Origin of the sequence: Solimonas marina, assembly GCF_012241385.1 — a bacterium.
In the GTDB taxonomy this organism is placed as follows: Bacteria; Pseudomonadota; Gammaproteobacteria; order Nevskiales; family Nevskiaceae; genus Solimonas; species Solimonas marina.
This window is the reverse complement of the sequence record NZ_JAAVXB010000016.1, coordinates 14,854-40,208: the sequence shown is the minus strand read 5'-3', so window position 1 is coordinate 40,208 and position 25,355 is coordinate 14,854. Positions and strand designations below refer to the sequence as shown.

Annotated in this window: 19 protein-coding genes and 1 tRNA gene; 13 read left to right on the top strand and 7 right to left on the bottom strand. The window is 61.6% G+C overall.

The genetic code is table 11. From position 1 onward, the window contains the following. Positions 1 to 89: 89 nt before the first annotated feature. From G7Y82_RS19650 to G7Y82_RS21980, 3 genes are all read right to left on the bottom strand, one after another. On the bottom strand, positions 90 to 1,442 hold the full coding sequence (locus G7Y82_RS19650; protein WP_168149840.1) for a DUF1329 domain-containing protein: 1,353 nt from the start codon (positions 1,440 to 1,442) through the stop codon (positions 90 to 92). A 45-nt stretch (positions 1,443 to 1,487) separates the two neighbouring features. Further along, the gene (locus G7Y82_RS19645) at positions 1,488 to 4,010 is read right to left on the bottom strand and encodes a DUF1302 domain-containing protein (protein WP_168149839.1); all 2,523 of its coding nucleotides are present in this window, start codon (positions 4,008 to 4,010) and stop codon (positions 1,488 to 1,490) included. Between the two features lie 159 nt (positions 4,011 to 4,169). Then, positions 4,170 to 5,642: a fatty acid desaturase gene (locus G7Y82_RS21980; RefSeq protein ID WP_168149838.1), complete on the bottom strand. Its 1,473-nt coding sequence runs from the start codon at positions 5,640 to 5,642 to the stop codon at positions 4,170 to 4,172. A gap of 124 nt (positions 5,643 to 5,766) precedes the next feature. On the opposite strand from G7Y82_RS21980, the gene G7Y82_RS19635 reads away from it, so the two are divergent. Then, on the top strand, positions 5,767 to 6,813 hold the full coding sequence (locus tag G7Y82_RS19635) for an AraC family transcriptional regulator (protein WP_168149837.1): 1,047 nt from the start codon (positions 5,767 to 5,769) through the stop codon (positions 6,811 to 6,813). 133 nt (positions 6,814 to 6,946) lie between these two features. Here the strand turns inward: G7Y82_RS19635 and G7Y82_RS19630 are convergent, their stop codons facing one another. Continuing rightward, positions 6,947 to 7,738, bottom strand: a complete 792-nt coding sequence (locus G7Y82_RS19630) for an alpha/beta fold hydrolase (RefSeq protein WP_168149836.1) — start codon at positions 7,736 to 7,738, stop codon at positions 6,947 to 6,949. Positions 7,739 to 7,948: 210 nt separating this feature from the next. On the opposite strand from G7Y82_RS19630, the gene G7Y82_RS19625 reads away from it, so the two are divergent. From G7Y82_RS19625 to G7Y82_RS19580, 10 genes are all read left to right on the top strand, one after another. Continuing rightward, positions 7,949 to 8,245 carry a CsbD family protein gene (locus tag G7Y82_RS19625; protein ID WP_168149835.1) on the top strand — a complete coding sequence of 99 codons (297 nt, stop codon included), beginning with the start codon at positions 7,949 to 7,951 and terminating at the stop codon, positions 8,243 to 8,245. Between the two features lie 142 nt (positions 8,246 to 8,387). Further along, a complete protein-coding gene (gene thiS / locus G7Y82_RS19620; protein ID WP_168149834.1) occupies positions 8,388 to 8,600 on the top strand; it encodes a sulfur carrier protein ThiS in 213 nt (70 codons plus the stop codon). Positions 8,601 to 8,684: 84 nt separating this feature from the next. Next, positions 8,685 to 10,922 carry an AsmA family protein gene (locus G7Y82_RS19615; RefSeq protein WP_168149833.1) on the top strand — a complete coding sequence of 746 codons (2,238 nt, stop codon included), beginning with the start codon at positions 8,685 to 8,687 and terminating at the stop codon, positions 10,920 to 10,922. 20 nt (positions 10,923 to 10,942) lie between these two features. Next, entirely contained in the window at positions 10,943 to 11,506 is a 564-nt protein-coding gene (locus tag G7Y82_RS19610; protein WP_168149832.1) for an SRPBCC family protein, read from the top strand. Further along, positions 11,503 to 12,555, top strand: a complete 1,053-nt coding sequence (mutY, locus tag G7Y82_RS19605) for an A/G-specific adenine glycosylase (protein WP_168149831.1) — start codon at positions 11,503 to 11,505, stop codon at positions 12,553 to 12,555. Before G7Y82_RS19610 ends, mutY begins: the two co-directional genes overlap by 4 nt. Next, the gene (locus G7Y82_RS19600; RefSeq protein WP_168149830.1) at positions 12,552 to 12,833 is read left to right on the top strand and encodes an oxidative damage protection protein; all 282 of its coding nucleotides are present in this window, start codon (positions 12,552 to 12,554) and stop codon (positions 12,831 to 12,833) included. Before mutY ends, G7Y82_RS19600 begins: the two co-directional genes overlap by 4 nt. 54 nt (positions 12,834 to 12,887) lie before the next feature. After that, positions 12,888 to 12,963: transfer RNA gene (locus G7Y82_RS19595), tRNA-Phe, on the top strand. 173 nt (positions 12,964 to 13,136) lie between these two features. Then, complete coding sequence (locus tag G7Y82_RS19590) at positions 13,137 to 14,375, top strand: tyrosine-type recombinase/integrase (RefSeq protein ID WP_168149829.1); 1,239 nt, start codon at positions 13,137 to 13,139, stop codon at positions 14,373 to 14,375. 875 nt (positions 14,376 to 15,250) lie between these two features. Then, complete coding sequence (locus tag G7Y82_RS19585) at positions 15,251 to 17,254, top strand: ATP-binding protein (protein ID WP_206370915.1); 2,004 nt, start codon at positions 15,251 to 15,253, stop codon at positions 17,252 to 17,254. Continuing rightward, positions 17,251 to 18,471: a PP_RS20740 family protein gene (locus tag G7Y82_RS19580; protein ID WP_168149828.1), complete on the top strand. Its 1,221-nt coding sequence runs from the start codon at positions 17,251 to 17,253 to the stop codon at positions 18,469 to 18,471. Before G7Y82_RS19585 ends, G7Y82_RS19580 begins: the two co-directional genes overlap by 4 nt. Here G7Y82_RS19580 and G7Y82_RS19575 read toward each other — a convergent pair. The 3 genes from G7Y82_RS19575 to G7Y82_RS19565 all read right to left on the bottom strand — a co-directional run bounded on the left by G7Y82_RS19575 (position 18,459) and on the right by G7Y82_RS19565 (position 23,616). Then, complete coding sequence (locus G7Y82_RS19575; RefSeq protein WP_168149827.1) at positions 18,459 to 19,547, bottom strand: DNA cytosine methyltransferase; 1,089 nt, start codon at positions 19,545 to 19,547, stop codon at positions 18,459 to 18,461. The genes G7Y82_RS19580 and G7Y82_RS19575 overlap by 13 nt on opposite strands. Before the next feature lie 240 nt (positions 19,548 to 19,787). Further along, the gene (locus G7Y82_RS19570; protein WP_168149826.1) at positions 19,788 to 21,551 is read right to left on the bottom strand and encodes a UvrD-helicase domain-containing protein; all 1,764 of its coding nucleotides are present in this window, start codon (positions 21,549 to 21,551) and stop codon (positions 19,788 to 19,790) included. Then, on the bottom strand, positions 21,544 to 23,616 hold the full coding sequence (locus G7Y82_RS19565) for an ATP-dependent nuclease (protein ID WP_168149882.1): 2,073 nt from the start codon (positions 23,614 to 23,616) through the stop codon (positions 21,544 to 21,546). Before G7Y82_RS19565 ends, G7Y82_RS19570 begins: the two co-directional genes overlap by 8 nt. A gap of 285 nt (positions 23,617 to 23,901) precedes the next feature. Here G7Y82_RS19565 and G7Y82_RS19560 point away from each other — a divergent pair, with 285 nt between their 5' ends. Together G7Y82_RS19560 and G7Y82_RS19555 are read left to right on the top strand one after the other, a co-directional pair. Beyond that, positions 23,902 to 24,255 (top strand): hypothetical protein, encoded by a 354-nt coding sequence (locus G7Y82_RS19560; protein WP_168149825.1) that lies wholly within the window; start codon positions 23,902 to 23,904, stop codon positions 24,253 to 24,255. Positions 24,256 to 24,349: 94 nt separating this feature from the next. Further along, positions 24,350 to 25,303 (top strand): DUF932 domain-containing protein, encoded by a 954-nt coding sequence (locus tag G7Y82_RS19555; protein ID WP_168149824.1) that lies wholly within the window; start codon positions 24,350 to 24,352, stop codon positions 25,301 to 25,303. The last annotated feature ends 52 nt before the right edge of the window (positions 25,304 to 25,355 follow it).

Sequence of the window (25,355 nt, the reverse complement as noted above, 5' to 3'; positions counted from 1 at the left end):
AAAGAACTCGCATCGCCGCGAGCATGGATCCGCTCCGCTCCCGCCGACGGCACGGGAGCGGAGCGGTCAGCCAGTACGACTCGTCGGTCCTACCTCGTCGCACGCTGCTGTACGGCCTGCGCGGTGAAGTAGCCCTGCGGGAACTTCGCGGCGTAATCGTTGGGGCGCCCCTGGGCCTGCAGCGCGGTCACGAAATAGCGTCCGGAATCGAAGTGATAAATGATCTCCGGCACCGTGAACACCGTCAGGACGTTGGACTGCGGCGTCAGCATTCCTTCCTGGAAATTGAAGAGCGCGCCCTGGGCGTCGTAGCAATCGACCATCACGATGTCCCAGCTGTCCTCGTCGACATAGAAGACGCGCTTGGCGTAGGTATGGCGCTGGCCCGGGCGAAGGGTCGCCTCGACGACCCAGACGCGATGATATTCGTAGCGCGGCAGATCCTGATTGAGATGGTTCTGATGCGCCAGATCGTCGTATTTCGCGCGCGAGATCTTGTAGTTGTCGTAGGGCACGATCATCTCGCGCTTGCCGAGAAGCTTCCAGCTGTAGCGCTCGAGCACGCCGTTGAACATGTCCACCTGATCGTAGAACTGCTGGCCGTCGGTCCCCTCGTACGGATTGTCGCAGCACACGGCCGGTGCGCGGCGGATGCGCTTGAGGGCCGGGGCGTAGAGCCATGCGGAACGTCCGGTAGCGCCGGTACCCGCACTTTCATGCACCAGAATCATCGTGCCCGCACTGCGCGCCGGCGACATGATCTTGGAAAGGTAGTACAGGAACAGGCCCTTGCCCTTCTTCAAGGGGACCGGATTTTCCTTGTTCGCGTAGAGGAACTGCACTTCCTCGACGAGCTGGGCGAGCTGATAGTGACCGTTCGCGTCAACGATCATCTGGTCGTTGTTGCGAACGACGTTGTCGCCTCGCCACTTCAAGCGATGATTCCAGATGACCTCGGCACCATTATTGGGAACCGGATACGGAAATCCGAGCTCGCAGTTGTCCGGATCGTCCGTTCCTTCGAGCGTGCAACTGGTCGCGTTCTTGGCGGTCGCCTTGTAGATGAAATCCGGCCAGGCCACGTTGCGGTGGCTGGGATAGACGTTCATCTTGTAATCCTTGAACGTCTTCAGCAGATATTTGTGGCCCTCGCTGAGATAGTCGGCGTACTTGTCCATGTTCGCCGACGTAATCGTGAACATCGGCTTTTCGGCCTCGACCGCAGGATCCTTGGCATATTCGCCGGACAGCTTGCCGTGCTGCGTTCCCGGCGTCCAAGCCGGCACGAGACCGTCCTTGCTCGCCGCCTTCTCGGCGCCGACCGGCGTCAAGTCCTTCCCCAGCCGTGCGGCCTGATCCGCCGTCGTCTTCGCCAGCGCGCTGCCCGTCACGACAGCCAAGCCCAGCATGGCCACCGGTCCCCATTTTTTCGATATATGCATTTCAAAATCTCCTCGGTACATCGGGTGAATGCGCCCTGACGCAAATCAGAACGAATACTTCAAGAACAATCTGGCGGAATCGCGGTCCTGAAAGAGATTGGCGTCTCCGCCGCCCGCCCACATCTGATAGCCGAGCGTCATGCTGATGTTGTTCCGATACCGGAATTCGATATTCGTGTCCCAAAGCAGGCGTCCCTTGACATAGTTCGAGAGGTAGCCGGGCGAATGCCCGAAGACGTCGTACTTCAGAATGATCTGCGGATCGATGCTGATATCGGGAAGGACATCCTCCCAACGGATCAGAATCACGGAGCCGATGCCGCCCGACCATTTGGTCGGATACAGACCGAGCGGCGCCTGGTGCGGATTGAAGCGCAGGCCGTCCGGACCGTACGTGCACGCAGCGTTCGTGGAGCACGCCTGTCTCGATCCGTCGGCACCGGAACCGTCGGCGCCTGCCGTTGGGCTCGTGTAGGTCCCCGGAACCGCAAGCGCGAGCTTGTCCAGCGGCGGCAGATTCAGGATGCCGCGCGCTCCGGCCTCGAACAGCCAGATCACCTGATCGGCACCGATCATGCGGGGCGTGAAATCCGTATTGCCCTCGACGTAGGTGGCGCCCAGGTCCAGCGACAGCGTCTTGAAGTATTCCCAGCCGCGGATGTACGAATTGGCGGGATTCTGGCCGATCGTGCCGCCGCGATACGGGGTGATGAAGTTCGGAAACGAGCGGCCCGAGCCCGGCAGTTGTCCGACGATGAGATCGAACGTGTCGCGAAACTTGTCTGCGCCGTCGGCAGGCTTGAAATTGCTGCTTCCGTATATGCCGACGGAGCCGTCGGGTTTGGTGCCGAGCCCCACCGTGCTGCCGGCGCAGCCGGGCGGCTGGTCGCAGCTCGTCAGCGAGGGCCCCAGGCCGGCAAATGCGAGATCGACGATATCGACCTGCAGCGGATCCCGGGGACGATAGGCGACTTCGCCCTGCATCGACACCGCACCAAAGCTGGTGTTGAAGCTGAAGCCGTACATCTTGATGTTCTTCGGATACTGAAACTGGAACTTCAGACCGTCCAGTCCCAGTGCCGAATCCTTCGGACCGTTCGGGTCGTTGGCGCCGCCGAGAATCGAATGCAGAAGCGGAATATCCGGACACGCCAGCAGGAATGCCACGGTATTGCGTGCGTGCTTGCCGCAGCTTTCGTACGTCGACCAGAAACTGATCATCGGCGTCCGCGACGTGTAATTCGCGAAGTAAAAGCTGAGGTTGGTCCCGTTATTGAGCCAGTTGGCCTGGTAGCTCAATTTGACGCCGTAGTTTCCCTTTTCCCCGTTGGGCTCCTGATCCGGCACCCGGACGGCGCGGGATCCCGTATTGGTGATCAGCGTCAACGGACTGTCGAGCAGGCGGCCGACGTTGTCGGGATCGGGCGTCGTATTGCCGAAGCCTACCGTCAGATAGTCGGGCCCTCCGTTCTTGGTCCCCAGATTGACGGGCGAATAGAAACCGCCTTCCGCCGGCAATTCGATCGGCTCGAATTCCAAGGCATACCAGCCAGATGCCGACAGCGTATCGCTCAAGGTCGTGCCGAGCGAAACAGCGTTGATCGGCTGGTAGAAGTCGTCGAGCCCGTTTCCGCCGAGACGGAAAAAGTTATTGAGATTCGGCGCATTCATGACGTTGATGGAGTCGAAGAACTCCAGCGTCGATTCGCCCCAGATGACCTGCTGACGCCCCACGCGGACATGCAGGCTGCGCTGCGCGCCCAGCGGGATGTCTCCGGTCAGATTCAGGTCGAGCAGCTGCAGCCCGAGACCGATCTCCCGCAGCGTCTCCTTGTCGCGCCGCTTCGATCGCACGACACCGCCGCGCCCGTAAACGATGCCGCACGGCTCCCCGGAAGGATTTCGATTCGCCGGACACGGCGTGGAGTCGCTGCGCACGCCGAAGCCCGGAACGGCCAGAGGGTTCGAGAGCAGCTGCGTTACGATGTTGTTGCCTAGCGGCAGCGCCGAAATCAGCGGACTCAGAATGGACAGATTCTGCCCTGCGCGGATGATTTCCGTGCCGGTCGTCGACAGATAGCCGACCTGCTGATAGTTCGAGCGGGTTATCTCGTTGGGATGATATTCGGTGAAATTGTCATTCACCGGATCGTAATAGGCGATCGCTTTCGCGAACAGCGTCCATCCCTTGTAGGTCATCTGCAGATCCTGATTGATCCGCAAGCCGCTCTGCGTGATGTCCCACTGCTTGTAGTTCAGATCGCCGTGATCGAAATTGTCGCTGAACTGGCCGGGCGCATCGGCCAGATGCTGCGCCATGAAAGTCTGATCCCGGAACAGGCCCTGGCAGTCCTGATACCAGACCTTTCCGTCAGCGGTTCGCCCGCATACGTCCGGATTGAGATTGTTCTTTCCGATCGAACGGGTGCGCTGCTTTTCAGTGCGAACGGACAGACCGGTGATGAACGTCGTGTTGCTGTGTATCTGCACCACGTCGTCGAACAGGTCGAAGTTCGTGGATGCGGCAAGCCCCGCAAGAGGCAAGCAAGCCATGTAAGCAGCAGTCATCCAGCGCACCGCCGTGCCTAGTGCACGCGGCACTCTTATTTCGCATCGCATACTTCTCCCCCAATCGGCCTTCCGGCTCTATCTTTCTAAAAAACTTGCGCGCCCCTGTTCCCCGGGGTCACGTCTCTCTGTTCTCCTATCGGATCGGATCTCCGGGCATCACCCGAATGCCAGGGCGCCTGCCGGATCGGCAGTCCTTTCGACGGGAACGAAATCCACCTTGTCGCGGACCGCGCAGTCCGGACAGCTCCAGTCATCCGGCACCCGGCGCCAGGCGGTTCCCGCGGGAATCCCCTCGGACGGACACCCGGACGAAGGATCGTAGGTATAGCTGCAGTTCGGGCACCGGTAGGACGCGGTTTCGGAAACTTTCTGAACGCCGGAACACGCTGCGGACCGCCGGGCCGGCGCCATGACGGGAACCGTGGACTTCGCGTCCCCCATCCACTTCCGGATCAGTGCCTCGCGACGTGAAGGCAGGAGATTCGCCCTCGTCAGATCCCCCTCGTAGTGCGCCACGACCAAGGGATCCATGATGCGGAACCACAACGGCGGCAGATAGGCGACCAGCAGCATCGACGCGTAGCCCGAAGGCAATTGGGGGCAATTGTCGAAATGCCTCAGCGCCTGATAGCGCCGTGTGGGATTGGCGTGATGGTCCGAATGCCGCTGCAGCTGATACAGCACCAGATTCGTCACGATGTGATTGCTGTTCCAGGAGTGCCACGGCCGGCAGCGCTCGCGACGGCCGCTGGCTTCGAGCTGCCGCAGCAGGCCGTAATGCTCGAGATAGTTCACCACCTCGAGCAATGTGGCGCCGTACAAGGCCTGCGCAAACAGGAACAGCAGTACCCAGGGGCCGAGCCATATCGCAAGCGCGCCGAACAGAGCGACGGACATCATCCAGGCCTGCAGGTTTTCGTTGTCGAGCGACCATGCCGACCTGCCCTTTCGAGCCAAGCGCAGCTTTTCGATCGACCACGCCGAACGCAGGCTGCCGATCATGGTTCGCGGAAGAAACCGCCAGAAAGTTTCGCCCATCTTCGAGCTGGCCGGGTCATTCGGCGTCGCCACGTTCTTATGGTGGCCCTTGTTATGCTCGATAAAGAAATGTCCGTAGGCCACCGGCGCCAATGCGACCTTCGCCAGCCAGCGCTCTGCGGAGCCGGTCTTGTGTCCGAGTTCGTGCGCCGTGTTGATGCCGATGCCGTTGACCATGCCGACCGAGACGACGAGCCCCAGCATTTCCCACCAGAGCAGACCGCCGTTGACGGCAAGCCACGCGCCGAAAATCGTGACCGCGTACTGGCTGGGGATATAGGCGTAGATGATGATGCGGTAATAACGGTCCGCGACCAGTTGCGTGACCGCCGCTTCCGGAGGATTGACCCGATCGGTACCGATCAGGAAATCGAGCAGCGGAACCAACGCATAGAAGACGAAGAAGAAGCCCCAGTACAGGACGCCGGCATCGAACTCGTATGCCAGGAAAAGCAGGAGCGCGCCCAGAACCGGCAGGGCCGGACTCAGCAGCCACAGCCGACGTTTACCGTCCTTCCAGCTGAGCGATCCCTCCCCACTACTCGCCGCAGCGGCGCCAAGGCTCATGGTCTCCTCCTTATAAAGGCTCATGGTCTCCTCCTTATATGTGTACCGCTGCGGCACATCCTAGAGACGAGACGGAAGACACCCGTTATCTTTTTTTGACATTATGTATTCATAATCTGCCAAACCAATCTGCAACTGCAGCCGTCCAATGGCCAGACAAGATCTCTTGGTACCGGCGCGCTACTACCAGCGCCTCGACGACGTACTGATCCGGCATGGGTTCCGGCTGCGCGACGCGCTTGCGCAGATGTCACTGACGCCGGACGCATTTGACGCGCCGGATTCCAATTTGCGCTATTCGCAGGTCGAGCGCCTGATTACGGTTGTCGAACGACTGACGGGACGGTACGACCTCGGCTTCGAGCTCGGAGAATTGCTGACGCTCAGCACTCACAGCATCGTCGGCTTCGGCATGCTCGCCAGCCCCACGATCGAGGACGCCATCCGCTTCGTCGCTCGATACTTTCGTCTGGTGATGCCGAGCTTCAAGATGAAATACGTCGGCAAACCGGACCGCGGCGAACTGCACTTTCGCCCTGTGATCGCGATGAGCCACCGTGCCCTCGCCTTCCACCTCGAAGTGATCGCGATGGCTGCGCTTCGGGATGTCAAAGACATGATACAGGGCGGTGCGCCGCCGCTCCGCATCGAATTCTCCACTGAAGAGCCGCGCCATGGAGAACGCTACCGATCGCTTCGCGACGTCAAATGCTTCTTCGGCGCGTTGCCGGAGCCCGGCGTGTCGCTGATCTTCGGCGCCGATTTCTGCCGTTATCGGATGCCCATGTCGGACGCCAACGCACTCAAGGTCGCCGAAGAGCGCTGCCAGGCCCGCCTGCCTCATCTGAGCAGCGAAAAGCGATATTCCGAATGGGTGACGATGACGCTGCGCGAGGTCGGCAACGGCGGCCCTTCTTTGGACGAAATGGCAAGGCTTCTCAATCTTTCTTCGCGGACTCTGGCGCGATATCTCCAGCACGAAGGGACGGCGTACCGGGATCTCGCGGCAACAGTTCATTACGAACTCGCCTGCGCCCGGCTTCTGGGCGGAAGCCAGAGCGTGACGGAGATCGCCTATTCCCTCGGCTATACCAGCCTTTCCAATTTCACGCGCGCCTTTCGCGTACAGGCGAACTGCAGTCCGAGCGAATTCCGCGAACGCGTACGACGGCCCCCCGTCGGAAGCAGGCACTGAACGGCGGACAGCAAGTACGTGCCAGACCTCACTTCGGAGGTCGCCGGCCATCTGCCCATCAAGTCTTGACGACTCCAGACGCGGGATCGTGCCGCGCGTTCGTCATCGGCCTGAGGAAGACAGGCGCTGCCGATCAGTCGTCCAGCGCCTCCAGAAAGCGCAGGATCGCGGCATTCACCGGCTGCGGATTCGTGAGATTCGCCGCGTGACCGGCGCCCGGCACGACGACCAGTTCCGCGTCCGGGAGGCGGCCGGCCATATCGCGCGCGCGATCGAGCGCGATCGCCGCATCGGCTTCGCCATGGACGACCAGCGCCGGAACCTCGATGTCGCGCAGGCGGTCACTGACGTCGTCGCGCGAGACGAGCGCCTGGAAGCAGCCGAGCAGATTGTGCGGCTGCCAGCCGCGCCATTTGTCCTGCCAGACCGCAGCGCCGGCCCAGCCCGCACCCAGAATGATCTGCGCGATCGTGTCGGCGACCGGCTGCGGCAGGCCCTGTTGTGCCCAGACGTCGATCATCTGCCGGTAGCCGGCCGTCTTCGTCGCGTCCTCCGTCTGCGCCTGCGTGTCGATCAGCACCAGCGCCCGCACGCGCTGCGGATGCCGCAGCGCACAGCGCAGGGAAAGATAGCCGCCCTGGCTCATGCCGGCGAGCACGGCGGATTCGATGCCGAGATGGTCGAGCAGCGCGACCAGATCGTCGGCCGAGTCGTAGTACGAGAACGGCGCGAGCGTCCCGCCGGCCGTCAGCCCGTGCCCGCGCTCGTCCCAGACGATGCAGCGATAGCGTTCGCGCAGCGCGTCGACCTGGGGAGCGAACATCTCGTGATCCATCAGCAGGCCGTGCGAGAACACGACGACGGGCCTCGTCGATCCGCTGTCCTCGTAGTACAGATTCTGGCCATTGACGGCGGCATACGGCATCGGACTCTCCTCGTTCTTGTTCTGATCTCAGCGTTCAGCATAGCCGCTCGGTCCGCGTGCCGGAACATCGCGACCCGGCGCCCCGCCACGGATGCCTTGGCACGGGAGAGGTTAACGGCCGATTCAGAGCCTATCGTTCACCATGACGTTGCCTTCAATTCCCGGCGGAATCCCGTTTCCGGGATTTGCGCCGTCAACCGGAGCAACGCCATGGACACCAATCAGGCCAAGCGTGAAACACAGTCGGCGGTCGATCAGGCACGTCACAGTGCCGAGGCCGACCGCGCGCGCGGCAAGACCAAGCAGGTCGCCGGCAAGGTACGTGAGAAAGTCGGCGATGCCATCGACGACCGCGAAATGGCCGCCGAAGGTACCCGCCAGCGTGCCGAGGGCCGCGCCGAAGAGGTCAAGGGCAACGTGAAAGCGAAGATCGACGATGCCGCCGACACCGTCAAAGGGGCGGCCGAAGCGATCCGCGAGAAATGGCAGGACGTCCGCAAGCACTGAGCCGCCGCCGTCCTCCGGCTCCTGAAAAGCCCCGCCGCGGCGGGGCTTTTCGCTGTCCGGGCCGCCGCCCCCGACGCTCCCGACGTTGAAGTGAACGGCGCAAGCGGAGACCATTGGCGCCCCGATGCCTGAAAATGGACCTATGTCGAGCGCACCGCAAATCCGCGTCAACGGCGAGCCCCGGCCCCTGCCGGCCGCGATGAGCATTTCGGCGCTGCTGCAGGCGCTGGATCTGGCCGGGCGCCGGGTCGCGGTCGAGGTCAACGGCGACATCGTGCCGCGCTCAAGACATACCGAACCGTCGTTGAAGGCCGGCGACGAAATCCTGATCGTGCAGGCCATCGGCGGCGGCTGAGGCCACGTTCATCGTCAAGTCGATCTTTTTCCCTACACTTGTGGCTGCTTCGCGCGAGAACCGGCCCTCCATGAGACCCCGCCCATGGCCAAGCCTCTGAAAATCGTCCTGCTGGTCCTCGGCAGCCTTGTCGTGCTGGTGATTGCTGCGCTGATCGCCGCGGTCATGATCTTCGACCCCAACGACTACCGCGGAAAGATCCAGGACGAGGTCAAGCAGGCGACCGGTCGCGAATTCGTGCTCGGCGACATCAAGCTGAGCGTCTTCCCGTGGCTCGCGGTCCAGTTGTCCGACGCCAGGCTCGGCAACGCTGCCGGCTTCGGCGACACGCCGTTCGCCGAAGTCCATCAGGTCCGCGTCGGCGTCAAGCTGCTGCCGCTGCTGTTCGACAAGCAGATCGAAGTCGACGGCGTGGCCCTCGACGGCCTGCACGTGAATCTGGCGAAGAACAAAAGCGGCGTGACGAACTGGCAGGACCTGATCGACCGTCAGAAACAAAAGCCCGAACAGGCGCCGGTGGAGGCGAAAGCCAGCACCCAGTTCACGTTCGACGACATCAATGTCGGCGGCATCACCGTCGATGACGGCGCGGTCGTCTACGACGATGCGCAGGGCGGCGCACATTACGAGCTGCAGAAGATGCACCTGAAGACGGGCGCACTGAACATGCACGACCCGTTCGACATCGACATGTCGACGACGGTGATCTCGAAAGCGCCTGCCGCGCAGGTCGACATCGCGCTCGGCGGCACGTTCAAGCCGGACTTCAAGACGCAGAAGCTCGACACCGACGGCCTGAAGCTGACGGTCAAGGGCAAGGCCGCCGGCCTCGACCTCGACACGACGGTGAAGACGCGTCTCGTCGCCGATCTGGCCGCGCAGGTCTTCAATCTCAACGCGCTGACGATGGAAACGACCGTCAGCGGCGATTCGATTCCGAACGGCAAGCAGACCGTCACCTTCGGCGGCGAAGTCGCGTACAACGCGAAGGACGGCACGTTCGGTCTGCAGCACGGCAAGCTGCAGGCCGCCGACCTGACGCTGGCGACCAACATCAAGGGCAGCGGCCTGGCCGGCGGCAAGCCGCATTTCCAGGGACCGATCTCGGTTTCGGCGTTCAGCCCGCGCAAGCTGCTTGAAACGTTCGGCGTCAAGCTCAACACGGCCGACCCGAAAGCGCTGTCCGAGGCGAGCATGAACGCACAGCTCGACGCGACGGCGAACAGCGCGAGCCTGCAGAATCTGCTGATCACGCTCGACCAGACGAAGATCAAGGGCCAGGTCGCCGTCACCGACTTCAAGACCCAGGCCGCCTCGTTCGGCCTGCAGATCGACAACCTCGACGCCGACCGCTACCTGCCGCCGCCGGCGAAGGAGGACGGCAAGGTGCAGACGGCGTCCGGCGAGACCGAGAACATCAACGACATCGAGCTGCCGGTCGATGCGCTCAACAAGCTCAACGTCGACGGCACGGCCGATCTCGCGAGCCTGAAGATCAAGAACCTCAAGCTGTCCGACATCCGCCTCAAGCTGTCGGGCCACGGCCTCTCCGCCGTGAAGGCGCAGAGCCTGAGCGCGAAACTCTATGGCGGCAGCGTGTCGCTGAGCCACCGCTATACGCCGGGCGCGTCGCCGGGCTTCGCCGTGACGACGAAGCTCTCGTCGTTCCAGGCAGGACCGTTCCTGAAGGACTTCACCGGCAAGGACTCCATCAGTGGTACGGCCGATTTCAGCGCCGATCTCGTCGCGCACGGCAAGACCGTCGGCGCGCTGCGCAAGACACTGGACGGCAGTGTTGCTGCGTCGGCGAAGAACGGCGCCGTCAAGGGCTTCAACCTCGGCTACCTGATCCGCAAGGCGCAGGCGGCGCTCGCCGGCAATCTCAACTACACCGAGGACAGCGCGCCGGTTACCGACTTCGCGTCGATCAGCGTCAGCGGCAAGCTCAACGACGGCGTGCTGCACAGCGACGATCTCGATGCCGCGAGCCCGCTGTTCCGCGTCGGCGGCAGCGGCGACATCAACCTCGTCACCGAAACGCTCGACTACACGGCCAAGCCGTCGATCGTCGAGACCAGCAAGGGTCAGGGCGGCAAGGATCTGTCCGATCTCAACGGCGTGACGATCCCGATCCATCTGACCGGCAGCATCTGGAAGCCGAAATACAAGATCGACCTCGCCGCCGCAGTGCGCGAAAAAGCCAAGGCCCGCGTCAACGAAGAGATCGACAAGCACAAGGACGAGATCCAGAAGAAGCTCGGCGAGTTCCTGTTCGGTAAAAAGAAGTCATCGAGCGACGACTCGTCGTCGAACGGCAACTGAAGTACGCGCAGCGATGCGGGTTGGCGCTGCTGCTGGGCCTGATGGCCGCAGCGGCTTACGCCGAGAGCGTCGAACAGCTCGACGTCGGCCACGCGGACGGGCGCTACAGCATCGAGTTGCAAGCCACACTGAATGCCCCGCTCGACGACGCCTACGCCGTCTTCAGCGACTTCAACAATCTGCCGAAGATCAATGATGCGATCGAATCGGTCGAGGCCTTACCGGAACCGACCGACGGCCTCGAACGCTGGCGCACGAACGTCCGCGTCTGCATCAGCTTCTTCTGCACGCACCTCAAGCAGGTGCAGGACGTTCGCAAATGGCGTGATGGCGCGGTCTACCAGCTCAGCGCCGACGTGATTCCCTCGATGAGCAACCTGCGCTATGGCACTGCACAATGGCAGCTGTCGAGCTGCGGCTCGCAGACCTGCCTGCACTTCGCGGCAACGCTGGAACCGGATTTCTGGGTGCCGCCGCTGATCGGCCCGTGGGTCATTGAACGCGTCATGCGCCGCCAGGCACACAGCACCGCCGCCGGCATCGAACGGCTGGCCCTCGCCCATCACGACACCGCAAGCCCATGAGCCCCTTCGCCGACCGCCTGCTGTCCTGGTTCGACGAACACGGCCGGCACGATCTGCCCTGGCAGCACCCGCGCGCGCCCTACCGCGTCTGGCTGTCGGAGGTCATGCTGCAGCAGACGCAGGTGACGACCGTCATTCCGTACTTCGCGCGCTTCCTCGCGCGCTTTCCCGACGTCGCCAGCCTCGCCGCGGCACCGCTCGACGACGTGCTCGCGCTGTGGGCCGGCCTCGGCTACTACGCCCGCGCGCGCAATCTGCACCGCTGCGCGCAGGTCGTCGTCGCCGAACACGACGGCGAATTCCCGCGCGACTTCGACGCGATGGCCGCACTGCCCGGCATCGGCCGCTCGACCGCCGGTGCGATCCTCGCGCAGGCGCACGGCCAGCGCCACGCCATTCTCGACGGCAATGTGCGCCGCGTGTTGGCGCGGCACGCCGCCATCGGCGGCTGGCCCGGCGTCCCAGCCGTGCAGAAGCAGCTGTGGACGCTCGCCGAGCGCCTGCTACCGCACGAGCGGCTGGCTGATTACACGCAGGCGCTGATGGACCTCGGCGCGTCGATCTGCACCGCGCGCAAGCCACGTTGCCTGCTGTGTCCGGTACAGGCCGATTGCCAGGCGCGCATCGACGGCACCATCGCGCAATACCCCGCGCCGAAACCGGCGCGTGCGCGCCCGCAGCGCCGCACGCAGCTGCTGCTGGCTTACGACAGCGCCGACCGCCTGCTGATGGAACGCCGTCCACCGAGCGGCCTGTGGGGCGCGCTGTGGTGCCCGCCGCTGCTCGCCGATACCGACCCATCGCTGGCGGACTGGCTGGCCGCGCAAAACCTCGACGCAAGCGCGATCGAAACGCTGCCGCCGTTCTCGCACAGCTTCACGCACTTCGACCTCGAATTGCAGCCGACCCGGCTGCGCGCGAGCGCCGGCGCCGCCGCCGTTGCCGAATCGCGCTGGCAATGGATAGACGCCGACCGCCTGGCAACCTTGGGCCTGCCGGCGCCAATCCGTAAAATGCTCGACTCGCTCCACGCCAAGACATCCTCATGAGCCGCACCGTTCACTGCATCAAGCTCGGCACCGACGCCGAAGGCCTAGACCGCCCGCCCATGCCGGGCCCGCTCGGCAAACGCATCTACGAACAGGTTTCCAAGCAGGCCTGGCAGATGTGGCTGCAGCATCAGACGCGCCTGATCAACGAGTACCGCCTGGCGCTGGCCGACCCGCAATCGCGCAAGCTGCTCAGCGAGGAGATGGAGAAGTTCTTCTTCGACGGCGGCGAGCTGACGCAGACCGGCTTCGTGCCTCCGGAAACCAAGCCAGAGTGAATTCGGCTTGACGTTCACCGTTCGCGCCGCTTTAATACGCGGCCTCGCACGGCCGGCCGGGTAGCTCAGTCGGTAGAGCAGGGGATTGAAAATCCCCGTGTCGGCGGTTCGATTCCGTCCCCGGCCACCATTTATACGTCCTGCGAGGTCCGAAGTAGTCCAGATAACCGCGCTTTTGCGCGGTTTTTCTTTGGTTTTCTGTTTTTCGACGTCCAGCGACGTCCAGCAGCATCCGGCGCTTGCATCGGGTAACTCGTCGGGTAACTTTGGCGCAAATCCGCTCATCGGGTAACACCTCGCGCCATGCTGACCGACATCCAGATTCGCAACGCCAAGCAGAAGGACAAGCCTTACAAGCTCCCCAAGGAACTCGGCCTGTTCGTCCTCGTCAATCCGAACGGCTCGAAGTGGTGGCGCTTCTCGTACAGCTTCGGGGGCAAGGAAAAGAGCATCAGCCTGGGGACCTACCCCCTGATTCCCCTGAGCTTGGCCCGCCAGCGCCGGGATGAGGCGCGCCGGCTGGTCGCCGAAGGGGTTGACCCCAGCGCACACCGCAAAGAAGCGCGGGAGGCCCAAGAAGCCACTGTGGCGGACGCTTTCGCGGCGGTCACCGATCGCTGGGAGGCCGACGAGATGTCGGCGAACTCCGACGAATATCGCGCGTCGGTCCGCCGCCTGCTGGATCGCGACGTGCTGCCCTATCTTGGTGCGCGACAGATCACGGAGATCAAGACCCGCGATCTGATCGCGGTTTTCGATCGGATTCGCCAACGTGGTGTCGATGAAACCGCCCGCCGGGCGCGGACCATCGTCGGACAGATCTTCCGCTACGCCATTCGGCGCGGCATTGCGGAAAACGACCCAACCCTCGCGCTGAAGGGCGAGCGCCGGATCAAGCCGGTCAAGCACTTCGCAGCCTTCACTGATCCTGACGACGTCGGCCGGCTCATGCGCGCGATCCACGACTACAAGGGCACCCCTGAAGTCCGCGCAGCCCTCAAGCTCTCCGCCCTGCTCTTCCAGCGCCCGGGCGAGATCCGCCAGATGCAATGGCCCCAGCTCGACCTGGAGGCCGCGCAGTGGCGCTACGTCGTCAACAAGACCAAGCGTCACACCGGAGCCAGCCACATCGTTCCCCTGCCCGCCCAGGCGGTGGCGATCCTTCAAGAGCTCTACCCGCTGACCGGCCACAGCCTCGGCTTGCGCCCGGATTCCCCTCGTTATGTCTTCCCAACGCCCAAAACGCGGCTGCGACCGCTCTCCGAGAATGCGGTGCGCCAGGCACTCCGCAATATGGGCTTTACCAATGAGGAAATGACCGCCCACGGCTTCCGGGCCATGGCGCGGAGCCTACTGGCCGAGATGGGCTGGAAGCCCGACGCGATTGAGCGCCAGCTGTCGCACAAGGCTGCCGGCCCACTCGGCGCGGCGTACGACCGTGCGGCATTCCTCGAAGAGCGCAAGGCGATGATGCAAGCCTGGGCTGACTATCTGGACACAGCGCGCGAACGCCGCAAGGTCGTAGCGATGCGTGCCGCCTGACAAGTTCGACGGCATTCTTGGTCGAAGGCGCGCCTATTGAGGGTACTCGTCACTCAAATTCCGCCCCATCTGGCTTATCAACTCCAAAGCAGAGCGCGGCACGAAGGCATCATCGATTGGCTTAATCGCTGCAACAAAAACAGCCCAATGCTCAATGCAGTGCCTTCGGATTATGAACGGAGTTGCCTCTTTGCTGCGCATGAGCTTTCTGACTTGACTGCGAGAGGTCGTTCGCCCCGGCCTAGATGTTGAGGCTCCGTGAGTAAATAGGACGAATTGCTTTCGCCGTGACTGCGCGGACTGCAAAGCGCCTAGAGAGCGCACCCAAACTAGCTGCATTTTCTCCCAATAAGGGAGATGCCTCGTCTCGTGATCATGCGGGCCGTAATGGAAGTCGACCTCTAGTAAATCCGGCAACCTCCTGTATTCAATCCAATTTCGACTCTCATATGCAAACTTAGTCCCCACAGTCACCTCTCGGCAATATCTTTACGCCTTGAACTCCACGCTGAACTTCCTTCGCTTCGATATGAACACTCTTTGCGGCCAGCATCGGCCTTCTCGAAAGAGTCCGTGCTATCGAGGTAGAACCCCAACGCAATCTGCGATATGTGATCTGCGTCACAAAAATCTCGAGCTTGCCCTGCTTACATGTCGATGACAATCAAAACACGAATCGCAGCCATTGCAAAAGATCACAGATTTTTCGACGCAAACACAAAATACAGCGGCCTGCCGCCTCGTGGGTTAGCATGGAGCCAAGACTGGCGGCCGCCTATCTCGCGGCTGGGGAGCTTGGGTTGGTTCCGGAAAACCGCACCGGCCTTTTTTATGCCCATGCGCCGCCCTAATTGAACCGATTCGAGGCGACCGGCATGTCTACGCGCAATATGGAGCTGCCCTCTGGTAACGACCGTAGGTTAGGAGAGGAGCAGTTTGCGCAGCGGATGATCGCCCAGCGTAATACGGGCGAGACGGCGGAAGCCACGCTTCACACGGACGACCGTGTCATGGCGCGGATAACCGACGGTATCTATCGGCAACCATCGTCGGCACTGCGCGAACTGATCTCCAATGCCTACGATGCAGACGCGACCGAAGTTTTCATCGAGACGGACGTGCCGCGTTTCTCCCAGATCCGCATTCGGGACAACGGTGCGGGAATGGACGAGCAGATGCTTGCACGCCTCGTGTATCACATTGGGGGAAGCTCCAAGCGGACCCGATTCGGGAAAGCGCTCGGCACTACCAGCGCAGAGAGTCCTGAGCTCACCCCGAAGGGCCGCCGACTCATCGGAAAGATCGGAATCGGACTGTTCTCGGTGAGCCAGCTGACGTCGCACTTCCAGATCATTACGAAAATGAAGGGAGCGAGTCACCGGCTCATCGCTGACGTAATCCTGCGCACGTATAGCGAGGACATTGACGAGTCCGGTGACGTCCCGTTCGAGAGTGGCAGCGTGAAAGTGTTTTCCGTTCCCGCCGAGGACGAAGAGGTGCAGGGCACTGAGATCATTCTACTCTCAGTGCGCCCGCGCGCCCGCGACATCCTGCGCAGCAAGGATCGCTGGCTGCGATGGGCGGAGGAGGAGGTACTGCTGCCGGAGAAGCGTGACCCGAAGGCGAGTCCACCTTCCTGGCACGTCGGATTTTTGCTGCAGGAATCCAAGGAAGGTGCTGTTGATGCGACCTACCAATACGCACCCAAAATTCCCTGGGACGGTGGCGATGCGCCGCTTAGCCGTTTCCGCAAACTGTTCGCCGCCGTGGCCGACCAAGTTGGGACGACAACCGAGCGGCCGGACCTTGCGGGGACCCTTGATACCTATCTCGCGGCGCTCTGGTCCCTCAGCCTCTCTGCACCTCTCGACTACATCGATAAGCACCCGTTCGACCTGACAGGTAAGGACGACGTTCTGCTTTACAAGCTGCGCAACTCAGGACGTGGAAAGGCAGACCCTGTCCAGCTTGGCGAGAATCAAACCATTCGTGAGGCGCTTAGCCTGTCCAGTGGCGCGGCGGATCCGGCAGGTGGCTTTCGCGTCTTTGTGGACCAGGTCGAACTGCGCCGCCCGATAAAGTTCGCATACTGGCCGCAGAAAAGGACTTCGGTTGGTAAAGCTATGATGTTCGTCGGAGCCTATAGGCCCGACCTGTCAAAAGTCGCAGCGCACGTGCGGGGCGGTACTCTGGAGTTCGAGGGCTATCTTTTTCTCAACTCCAAGGTGGTGCCCAAGGAAAACAACGGCGTCCTGATCCGCATTAACGGATCAAGCGGGGCACTGTTCGACGATCAGTTCATGAAATACCAGATCTCCGAACAAACGCGCCTTCGGCAGATCACATCGGAAATCTTCGTCTCCAGCGGTCTCGACGCGGCGCTCAACATTGATCGGGAGTCGTTCAATTTCGCGCACCCACACTACCAAATTCTGTCGAATTGGCTTCATTTGAGCCTCCGGCAGCTGGCGAACACACATAAGGCCCTAGGCGATGCCGTGCGCCAAGCACTTACCACACAGGAGAGAGCCCGCACTGCTCAGAAGCTAGAGCAGTTCGCCCAGGAAAGCTGGATGCGCGCCCGGCGGGAAGATTTGGAACCGCCGCCGGAAGTCCAAGTAACGGACAAGCCGCTCGAAGCAGAATTCCTCAGGAAAGCGGGGGCCATCGTTTACGAAAAAGCGCTAGTCCCAATGCTTATCCGCTCTGAACGCGAGACTAAGTTGTCAGCGGACGACCGGTCGCGACGCGAGCAGGTACTCAAGGCGATCGCTACCGTGCTCGATGGGTATGGCGTACTGAGCGACATGCCTTATGCCAAGCAGCATGAGTTGCTCGACGCGCTGCTTGTCATCTACTTCGAGAACAACTTGAAATGATCGCGCAGCCTGACGCTGGCGACAGCGAAAGCCTTGAGGGCGTATACGAAGAAGGGGTCCCACAGCACAGCGAGCAACTGCGCCGCAAGACCGAATTCCAGGCCTGGCATCACCCGCGCAAGCACTACGTCCGCATACATCAATGGTGCCACGAGGTGCGCGCCTTGCTGGATGACCTGAACTTGCCGGAAGGATCACCCTTCCTGTACCTGACGCTCCCTGGCAACGAGCTCCTGGATGTGCGCACGCTTCATGGTGTGCTCGCGCGGCACAGGCGGCCACTACGATATCTGGGATTCAACAACGCTGGCCCTAGAACCGCAGACGAGCAGGAGCTGAACCTATCGCAGAACGAGGTCCGTTCGCTAGAGTGGGTCGATCGCTTCTCGCGCGTCCGCCAAGAACGCCTCGAGGCTTTGGCCTTCGAGCGCAATGCTGCGCATGGGGAGGTTCTGCGGCACGGCCCTTTCCATGCAATAAATCTCGATCTCTGCAATTCGATCTGCAGCCGTGACCCTGACGATGCAGATGGAAGCCACCTCGGTGCGCTCCGCAAGCTGCTCGAGCTTCAGCTAGGCAGCACTTCACCGTGGCTGCTTTTCATCACTACAAGGGTCATTCCAGACGAGATTTCCGCCCGCAATCGCGCAGGCTTCATGCGTGCGATTGCCAGCAACCTCGAGGCAAGCGACGAATTCCGCCAGGAACTCGCAAAGCTGTTCGATTGTGAGGCGGCTGATGTCGAGGGCAGCATAGAAGCTGGCTGGGGCAGGGCCGGCGTAAGTCTTGTGCGCCTGTTCTGCACTGGGATCGGAAAATGGCTCCTTTCGATCCTGACGAACGCAGCCCCACCGAGGCAACTCGGACTTCAGAGCGCCCTTTACTACTGCGTCGGCGGCGCCGCACCCGACATGGTGTCGATCGCACTGCGGTGCGATACGCCGAAAGTTGACGTCCACGATCCGCACGGAATATTCGGCGTGGCAGCGCAGGCCGAGGCGCTCTCCGAAACGTCAATCGCTGTCCAGCTGGCCCGGAGCGTAGCGGGATGCATCGATGTCGATCGCCTTCTCGCAGCGAACGCCGAGGCTCGAGACAGAGTCATGCGCCAGAGCACGGACATTCTCGCATCGGCTCGCTTTGAACGGGAGCGATACGCGGATTGGGCAGCTGCTCAGCTGGCTGCCACACCGCCGCCGAACGCTCAGGCCGGCTGATTCCGGCAGAGCGCTAGCTTGACCGCGTTGGCAATGCTTCGGGCCAGCGGCGGCGGGACAGCATTAGAGACTTGTTCTACCTGCTCGGATAAGTTGCCCTTTATCACGAACTCAGGCGGGAATCCCTGCAGGAGCATCGCCTCGTAAATGCTCAGCCGCCGCCGCCCAGAAGGATGCACATGGATTTCGCGGTGACCGTAGGCGACCGTCGGACTAACTAGCTCCCACCGCAAACGCTTAAAGCTACGGCCGTCGCCAGTGCTTTCCTCCGGCTTCTCGAAGCGGGGCGACTTGGGCATCATCGTCCAATGATTTTCGTGAACCGGATTGAGCGCCTGCTGAGCACCGCGCACGAAGTAGGTGGGCTCCCGTTCGATGTGCCCAATGGCTGCCCTCACAGTATTCGGTCCACTGCGCTTGCGCGGGACCACCATTCCGTAGCCCTTATTCTTCCGAAGCCCGGAAACCAGGATTCGCCGACGGCTCTGCGCGACGCCAAAGTCCGCGGCACAAAGCTCCTGATCGGTCACAGCGAAGCCGAGGGCATCCAGCGACTTTTTTAGTTCAGTAAAGTGATGCTGGTGCTTCTTATCTCGGATCCCGAGTACATTCTCGAAGAGGACGAACTCAACCTTGTACATTTTCTTGAGCTCCTCCACGGCGTTCACGTAGAGGCGCGGAAGGAGATTGCGCGGGTCGTCGGAATCCGCCCTGGTGTTGGCTCGCGAAAATCCCTGGCACGGCGGCCCGCCAATTACGCCGATTCTAGACCCTGGCTGGATCGACTGCTTGACGAGGGCGACGACGCCAGCGGCCTTGATCTCGGCCAGATCGGCACGGTGGCAATCCGAGCTTGGGAAATTGTGGTGGTGTGTCCTTACAGCCGCAGCTGAGATATCCAAAGCGATACAAATCCGGAATCCAGCTTGCTGGAATCCCAGGTCCAGCCCCCCCGCCCCACAGAACAGCGAAACGATGTCTGGAAGCGCGACTTGGGCTTTCCGCCGGTGCCGGCCGCGATGAAAGGCCGGTTCGTCTTGGGGTAGTGGGAGCGCTTTTTGGCCTTCGAGGGTCACGGAGAATACCGGATCAGGGCGTTAGGGACTGATATCCGTTCTGCTCGAGGGCGTCCTGGCGAGCGAAAAGCTCGCTCCTCGGCTCCCCGCGCGCAAAATTCTACCGATTCCAGCCGCCACAAGAAACCCCATGGGCGGCGGACCTCCAGTTGTCTCGCCGCCCGCCGCGCAGGCGTTGCGAATATGCTCGTAAGTCCCCAAAAGCAGGCTCCCCGAGCGCGCGGGCTTAGAGCATGATGTTTAGGCTGCGGCTTGAGGGTCCGCGGGCAGCGCGACAACGTTCTCGACCCCAAACCAAGCCGAAATTCGCGCCATAGCATTCTGAGAGAGCACCTGCGTGAATAGCAGAGCCAGCCGGATTTTTGGCCGGGAGCATGCCACGTAGAACAGGTTGCGATTGTTCTCGAAGAACTCAACCCTATCGGCGGGGGGGCCGGGCTCCATCCATTCGAGCATCTGGCCGAAATTGTACTTATTCCATCCGCGGCCGACGATCACCAGTACGTTCTCAAACTCCGCGCCCTTGACGCCGTGCTTTGTGGCAAAGGGGGTATGCCCATCGATGAAGCGGTCGAGGGCGATCAGTTCCGCATAAGGGACTGCACGCAGCTTCCGAAGTTGGGTAACGCGGCGCGCCTCTCCTTCCACCGGCTCAAGGCCAACATCAGCGAGTCGCCGCTCGGCTTCTTCCACAGGCTCAGGAAGGCGCATGTGCGGCTGAGCGGCGATGAAGTCGACAACCTCACCGATCGTCCCAGTTGTTCGCAGCCCGATCAGGGCGGTCATGATCTGCGTCCACGCCATCTTGTCCGCGTGCTTGTGGATTTTGGGCGTCCCAGTTCCGAAGAATCCGAACATTTCACCGTAGCGCTTTGCCTCGAAGGCGGCACAAGCTGGCTCTAATTGGTCGGCCAAGAACTTGATGTGAGGATCGTCCTTCTTCAGCCAAGGATCGTTGAACTGGCCGTAGATAGGCGGGATGCTCGCATAGCCCTGTTCGCGCGCAAGGACGCTGTGGCTAAGCATGAGAATCTTGGTTTTCCCGACCGCGAGGTCCCAGCCCTCGGCCGCAAGTCGATGCATGATGTGCGAAAAATATGCCTTGGCCGCCTCAGGGCTTGTATCGCCGGTCCAGTGCCCGCCGCCTTGTCCGGTTCGCCTAACGCCGGGCCAGAGATTGGTATGAAACACGCGCGCTTCGCCCAGCACGGCAGGACTATGCGCCATTTGAGGCAGTGCCGGTCGCATTCGGTTGAGAACCTGGACGATCGGGTCGGTGGATCGGAAATTCGCGTTCTTGTCGATTACTTCCAGCGCCGCGTGCTCGACCAGACCGCAGCCCCCGCCATAGATCTTTTGCCAGTGATCTCCAAACAGGCCGAGTTGCGGACCTTGGCCCGTGTTCAGGAACCACGCCCTGATCGCATCGACGAAGTCCGCGTCAGTGTCCTGATATTCGTCGATGAGCAGTATGGGATAACGCGCCGTAAGGACCGAGCGGAACTTCGGATACGTTAGCGCCTGCATCATGAGCGCCAGAACATCTTCATGCCGTAGTGTCACCTGCTGGTCGCCGACGCTAGGGTATCCCAGTTCGTAGTGGACACGGCGCGCTCCAATACCACCAACCGGTTCGAGACGCTCGGCCCAGCCATTAAGAGTGGGCACAAGCGTGCGGAGTATCGATTGGAAGTCCTGGAGGATGGACCAGCAGAAGCCGTGGATTGTCTCGGGACGCACGGCCGGATGGGCCTGGATGCGGGAGATGATCTCGTCCTTGGCCACGTTGGTGTAAGTGATGCAGCCGACTTGCTGGCCGCGACGAAGAAACTCGGGGCCCCTGCGGTCGATCAGGCGTCTAAGCGCTTTGTCGAGAGAGTATGTCTTTCCAGCGCCAGCGCCTGCCTCCAGACGAAAGCTGCGCCCCTCGTCGAGACAAGCAAACATCCGCTCAAGGGCAACGCGTCCGGCAGCGTCTGCGGGATTTTCCGCTTCCTCAGTCATTGTCGCCAACCTCGGCCACGTTCACCGCGAAACCTGCGGCGTCAGCAACGATCTCCACCGCGACCGGCGGAACCAGCTTCGTGGGGGCAGGATTGCCTTCCGCCAGCCAGCGCAGCCCCTCGGCAATATATTGGGGAACATTCCATTCGGTGTGCTCAATCGCGTGCTCTAACGCGAAGGTAGACTTCTTCTGATCACCAGCGAGCGCATAGGCCGCAAGGGCGCGATCGCCATCGCCAAGGGGAAAACGCGCAGGGTTGGCTAGGATAAAAGCGTCCTCGAAGCTGCGGCCGCACGGTCCGTCCTGGTCTTCTGGAATCTGAAAAGCGATGCGCCGAATGCCAGTTGTCTTCTCGGCCGCAGTCTTCCCCAATAGAGCCTGCGGCGAAACGTCGTCACCGAACAAGGCCTTCAAGCACCCGTTGCTGGTGAATACGCCCTCCGCCACGGGCACGGCGATGCGCCTCCCGCCATCGTTCGGCTTCACCGCGTCAATGTCGGTGATGATGAGGGTACGAATTTCCAGGAAGGATAGGAGATCGAAAAAGCGGTGCGCATAAGCGCCGCCGACCTCCATCACCGACAGATACTGGCTTCCTAGCTGCGGTTGACCAGCGGCGGCGCTGTCGATTTTGCGAATCATTGCGGGAAGCAGAATCCGCTCTGCCGTGCCCTCAATCAGAACCGCCTTGTCGGCAAAGAACAGATCACACCGCGTCAGAGTCAAATACTGATGCAGAAATTCGCGATCAGGCTCGGTCGCGCCATCCATGCCCTTGCGCAAATCCTTCACGATCGAACGGCGCATGCCTTCTCCGTCCGGAATAGAGAGGAAATAACGCATGGCCTCGAAGCGCGCTTCGTTCGCCATATGCGGAGAATGGGTGGTTACGACAAACTGGACCGGCCAAGGCCTGTTCTCATTGAGCTGGGCAACGAAGGCGCTGGCAATCTGATCGAGCTGCCGGATGAAGACCTCCTGCATCTGAGGATGCAGGTGCGCTTCCGGTTCCTCGATAAAGATCAAATGCACGCCAGCGGCCGTCGGCGCGGCCTGATACTCGCGAAAGAACCGCAGCAACTGGAGCAGCATGTAGACCAAATTGCGCACGCCGAGCCCGTTGTATGTTTCAGGCAGAGTCATGCCGTTGACGCCGACGTAGCGAACCTTGGTGTGATCGCTCAGCAGCTTATCGACATCGAAGCTCGTCTCGGTGACGAGGCCGGGATCGGAGAGTCCGGGATAACCGAACAGGTCGAACGTCGGCAGAAGCGAGGTGAGCTTCGCGTTGAAGCCGGCATGCAGATCACCCTGAATTTGCTCAACAGCCGCCTTGAGCTGCTCGGCCGTCGTCCGCTTCTCGGGATCGACGGGATCGGTGAGAGCCGATTGAAAGAGCACCTCCACGACTTTGCCGAGAACGTCTCGCTCACGATGTGTGTCGTCGTCGAGGCCTCGCTGCGCATTAATGAAGCCGCCCCTGACTAGCGCGGTGAGCGTTTTCGGCTCGAGCGACTTTCGATTGGTCGGGTCATTGGGATCGACCGCCTCCAGCGATGCCGCATAGGCACCTGACACGCGACTACCCAATGCCCGAAACAAGATTGACCGCTTGACCGCCATATCCTCGCCGACCGCGAGGTCAGCGAAAAGCATGGCCGGCGCGGTCGGCTGAGGGCTATACGTGAGGACAAGCCTTGCCTCGCTACAGTTCGGATCAAGATCGACGATGCAATCGCTCAGCAGGCCGAGATCTGGAGCATTGACGTCATAGGCTATGTCGATGGATACCTTGATCGAGGGGAGGAGTGCGACGATGTCTGAAGCAACAGCTCCCGCTAGGAAGGCTTCGAACGCCGTCCAGAAATGCTCGTGGCAACCAAGAGAAAAATCCTCCACCTTGAATGATGGTGACCTCTCACCGAGGACGCGTCGGAACAGCTCTGCAATCGAGGTCTTGCCGCTATTGTTCCGCCCTACGATCAGCGTAGTACGATCTTCCAAACCGACTGCGACGTCTCGCAAAAGTCGGAAATTTTCGATCTCGACTCCCTTAATGCGCACAATATCCCCCTGGTGAACTTCCCCCACAGCGACAGACAAGCCGGCACCTCACAAAGCGGCTCGTTCAAAGGCCTCGGGACTGAGGCCACCCAGATGGCTGTGATGTCGGGTTCGATTGTAGGCCGGTAATGCCTACTCCAGCAGGGGAAGTCCACGGTGAAGTGCGTTCGCGCATCGATGCGAAACCCCCTCCCAGATTTTCTCAACCCTATATACCTCACTTGAGCCCGCATCCCAGCGTGCTTGGACAGCGCTCGCTCGTCCTTCTTCACTGTGAGGTGACGCATGAGTTCCACCCTGACCTGCCCTCGGTGCGGTGCCACCGAGATCCTCTCCCGTAACCATGCCCGCAAAGCGGGTTGCATCATCGGTGCTGCCGCCGGCGCCACCAGCAGCTTCGCGGCTGCCCTGGGCGGCGCCGAAGTCGGTGCCGCGATGTGCTTCATCGCCGGTCCACCGGGCGTCATTCTCGGCAGCATCGGCGGCGCGATGATGGGGGCTTTGCTCGGCGGTGCCGCGGGCTGCGCCACAGGCGCCATCATCGGCAGCACGATCGATGACGAGGTACTCGACAACTACCAGTGCGAGCGCTGCAAGCACGCCTTCGGCAAGCGGCACTTGGACGTTTGCCAGATCTGAAGCCCCTACCCCGCTGATCTATCCATACACGACGCCTGCAGCCCTTCGGGGCTGCGGGCGCTTTTGTTTGCCCCACTGTCTGTAAGGAGCAGTTATGCACCTCGTTCAATCGATGGCCTACGCCAACGAAACCCCGTGGCACGGCCTCGGTAATCGCCTTGCCCCTCATCAACCGCTCGACGTCTGGGCTCAGCAGGCTGGTATGGACTGGCAGATCGAATCGGCCGACGTTCAATACACCGACAACGGAAGCGGCACGCTTCACGCCTTTCCGGATCAGAAAGTCCTGTACCGCTCCGATACCCAGAGTCCGCTGTCCGTGGTGTCGAAGCGCTTTCGTGTGGTGCAGCCCGCCGAGATTCTGGAGTTCTACCGGGATCTGACGGAGGTTGGTGGCTTCGAGTTGGAGACCGCTGGCGTACTCAAGGAGGGCCGCAAGCTCTGGGCGCTGGCCAAGACCGGCCACAGCGCTCGTCTCAAAGGGGGCGATGAGGTCAAAGGCTACCTGCTGCTGGCCACGGCCTGCGACGGCACGCTCGCGACCACGGCGCAGTTCACGTCGATTCGGGTGGTCTGCAACAACACCTTGGCGATTGCGCTTGGCGACAACGCCGGCGCCGTGAAGGTCGGTCATCGCAGCCAGTTCGATGCGCAGGCGGTGAAACGTCAGCTCGGTATCGCTATCTCAAGCTGGGACGCCTTCATGACCCGGATGAAGGCGCTGGCTGCATGCAAGCTGTCCGACGCTTCAGTCGAGCGCTACCTGCAGCGCGTGCTGACGGAGCAAGCCCAAGGCGCCAACGATCCGGCGCCGGCCAATGCGCGTGCGTTCAATACGGTCGCGACGCTCTTTTCCGGCAAGGGGATGGGATCACAGCTCACCTCCAGTGCCGGCACCGCCTGGGGACTGCTGAACAGCGTCACCGAGTATGTCGACCATCACCGCCGCGCTCGCAGCAGCGATCACCGTCGCGACGGCGCGTGGTTCGGACAGGGGGCATCACTGAAGCAGAAGGCTTGGGACGAAGCCCTGAAGCTGGTGGCTTAAGAGAACAACAAGAGCCGTTGACGACGTTAGGGGGCTCAAAAAACTGCAAACG

What these genes read in the sequence shown, in the direction of transcription:
- G7Y82_RS19570 (WP_168149826.1), bottom strand. Translation starts at nt 21,551, where the DNA reads ATGACTGAGGAAGCGGAAAATCCCGCAGACGCTGCCGGACGCGTTGCC.
- G7Y82_RS19555 (WP_168149824.1), top strand. Translation starts at nt 24,350, where the DNA reads ATGCACCTCGTTCAATCGATGGCCTACGCCAACGAAACCCCGTGGCAC.
- G7Y82_RS21980 (WP_168149838.1), bottom strand. Translation starts at nt 5,642, where the DNA reads ATGAGCCTTTATAAGGAGGAGACCATGAGCCTTGGCGCCGCTGCGGCG.
- G7Y82_RS19585 (WP_206370915.1), top strand. Translation starts at nt 15,251, where the DNA reads ATGTCTACGCGCAATATGGAGCTGCCCTCTGGTAACGACCGTAGGTTA.
- G7Y82_RS19600 (WP_168149830.1), top strand. Translation starts at nt 12,552, where the DNA reads ATGAGCCGCACCGTTCACTGCATCAAGCTCGGCACCGACGCCGAAGGC.
- mutY (WP_168149831.1), top strand. Translation starts at nt 11,503, where the DNA reads ATGAGCCCCTTCGCCGACCGCCTGCTGTCCTGGTTCGACGAACACGGC.
- G7Y82_RS19590 (WP_168149829.1), top strand. Translation starts at nt 13,137, where the DNA reads ATGCTGACCGACATCCAGATTCGCAACGCCAAGCAGAAGGACAAGCCT.
- G7Y82_RS19630 (WP_168149836.1), bottom strand. Translation starts at nt 7,738, where the DNA reads ATGCCGTATGCCGCCGTCAATGGCCAGAATCTGTACTACGAGGACAGC.
- G7Y82_RS19650 (WP_168149840.1), bottom strand. Translation starts at nt 1,442, where the DNA reads ATGCATATATCGAAAAAATGGGGACCGGTGGCCATGCTGGGCTTGGCT.
- thiS (WP_168149834.1), top strand. Translation starts at nt 8,388, where the DNA reads ATGTCGAGCGCACCGCAAATCCGCGTCAACGGCGAGCCCCGGCCCCTG.
- G7Y82_RS19635 (WP_168149837.1), top strand. Translation starts at nt 5,767, where the DNA reads ATGGCCAGACAAGATCTCTTGGTACCGGCGCGCTACTACCAGCGCCTC.
- G7Y82_RS19625 (WP_168149835.1), top strand. Translation starts at nt 7,949, where the DNA reads ATGGACACCAATCAGGCCAAGCGTGAAACACAGTCGGCGGTCGATCAG.
- G7Y82_RS19580 (WP_168149828.1), top strand. Translation starts at nt 17,251, where the DNA reads ATGATCGCGCAGCCTGACGCTGGCGACAGCGAAAGCCTTGAGGGCGTA.
- G7Y82_RS19645 (WP_168149839.1), bottom strand. Translation starts at nt 4,010, where the DNA reads ATGACTGCTGCTTACATGGCTTGCTTGCCTCTTGCGGGGCTTGCCGCA.
- G7Y82_RS19615 (WP_168149833.1), top strand. Translation starts at nt 8,685, where the DNA reads ATGGCCAAGCCTCTGAAAATCGTCCTGCTGGTCCTCGGCAGCCTTGTC.
- G7Y82_RS19560 (WP_168149825.1), top strand. Translation starts at nt 23,902, where the DNA reads ATGAGTTCCACCCTGACCTGCCCTCGGTGCGGTGCCACCGAGATCCTC.